Source organism: Pseudomonas oryzihabitans, assembly GCF_032027545.1.
In the GTDB taxonomy this organism is placed as follows: Bacteria; Pseudomonadota; Gammaproteobacteria; order Pseudomonadales; family Pseudomonadaceae; genus Chryseomonas; species Chryseomonas oryzihabitans_F.
The window spans coordinates 1-1,182 of record NZ_JAVSJB010000076.1 but is presented as its reverse complement, the minus strand read 5'-3'; the positions used below and the strand labels follow the sequence as shown (position 1 = coordinate 1,182).

The window sequence follows — 1,182 nt, the reverse complement described above, 5'->3', positions numbered from 1 at the left end:
TGTAGGAGCAACTGTCTTCTCAAGCGGGCTCAGATCGCCAAGGAGTACCGTCCCTGAGCATGGCATTGAGCCGAATCAGCAAGACGCGTAGGCAGGCGATCAGGGCTACCTTGGCGGGTTTTCCACGCTGGCGCAGGTCTTGGTAGCGTCGTTTGAAGTCGGCCTGGTGCCGCACCACCGACCAGGCCGCCATGTACAGCACACGCCTGACCGCGGAGCGGCCCCCGGCTATGCGTCTTATGCCTTTTTTGGGGCCGCTGTCGGCGTTGTAGGGCGCCACGCCCACCAGGGCGGCGATCTGGCGCCGGTCCAGGTGGCCCAACTCCGGGAGATAAGCCAGCAGATTCGCCACGCTGACCGGTCCGATTCCGCTCACGCTGCTCAGGCGCCGGGTGCGCTCATCGTCCAGCTCACGGCAGGCCTGGGCGATGTACTGGTCCAGCGAGGCGATCTGCTGAGCGAGGAAGGCCAGGCAGTGGCGAATATTGGCCTGCACCCTCGGAAGGGTCGCCTGGGTGAGGCGACGCCGGTCGTCGTCCCGTTGGGCGACCAAGTGGGTGCGACGCTTGACCAGCTCCTGTAGCGCCTGGGCTTGTGTTGTTCGCGGTTGATAAAGCGGTGCTTCGAGGACCTGGGCCTGGCGAGCCAGCAACGCGGCATCCAGGGGATCGGTCTTGGCCTGGCTCCCCATGGCCTCGGCGAAGGCGCGCGCCTGACGCGGATTGATCCGCACCACCGGCAGACCAGCCGCTGCCAGATAACGCAGCACACCCGCCTCAAAGCCTCCGGTGGCTTCGAGCAGCACCCGTTGAACCTCATAACCGCTGAGCTCATCGAGCAGGTGCGCCCAGCCCTCGGGCGTATTGGCGTAGCCGCGCTGCCGCCTATCCGGCAACACACAAATGGCCAGGGTGTCCTTGGCCACATCGATTCCTACCTAGGCTGCCTTCATCGTCCGGTCCTCCTATACTGATGAAGAGAGCGCCCCTGACGAAGGCCCACGCTTGTGCGGTTCGAGGTAGAAGCTCGATCAACTGTTCGGGCTGGGACGTCAGAGGTCAGCAGGGGGCGGGACCGGCTCCTACACGTGCTCGAAACACTGCGGCCCTACAGCCTGCCCCCTGCTGCTCTCACCTCCATCCTAACGGCAAGCCAAGACACAAGCGGCCCATGGCCGCGATG

General features: G+C 64.9%; 1 protein-coding gene. It reads right to left on the bottom strand.

The window, feature by feature from the left end; translation table 11 throughout:
- Positions 1-19 precede the first annotated feature (19 nt).
- Positions 20-925 (bottom strand): IS110 family transposase, encoded by a 906-nt coding sequence (locus tag RND78_RS27760; RefSeq protein WP_409457155.1) that lies wholly within the window; start codon positions 923-925, stop codon positions 20-22.
- Positions 926-1,182: the final 257 nt, after the last annotated feature.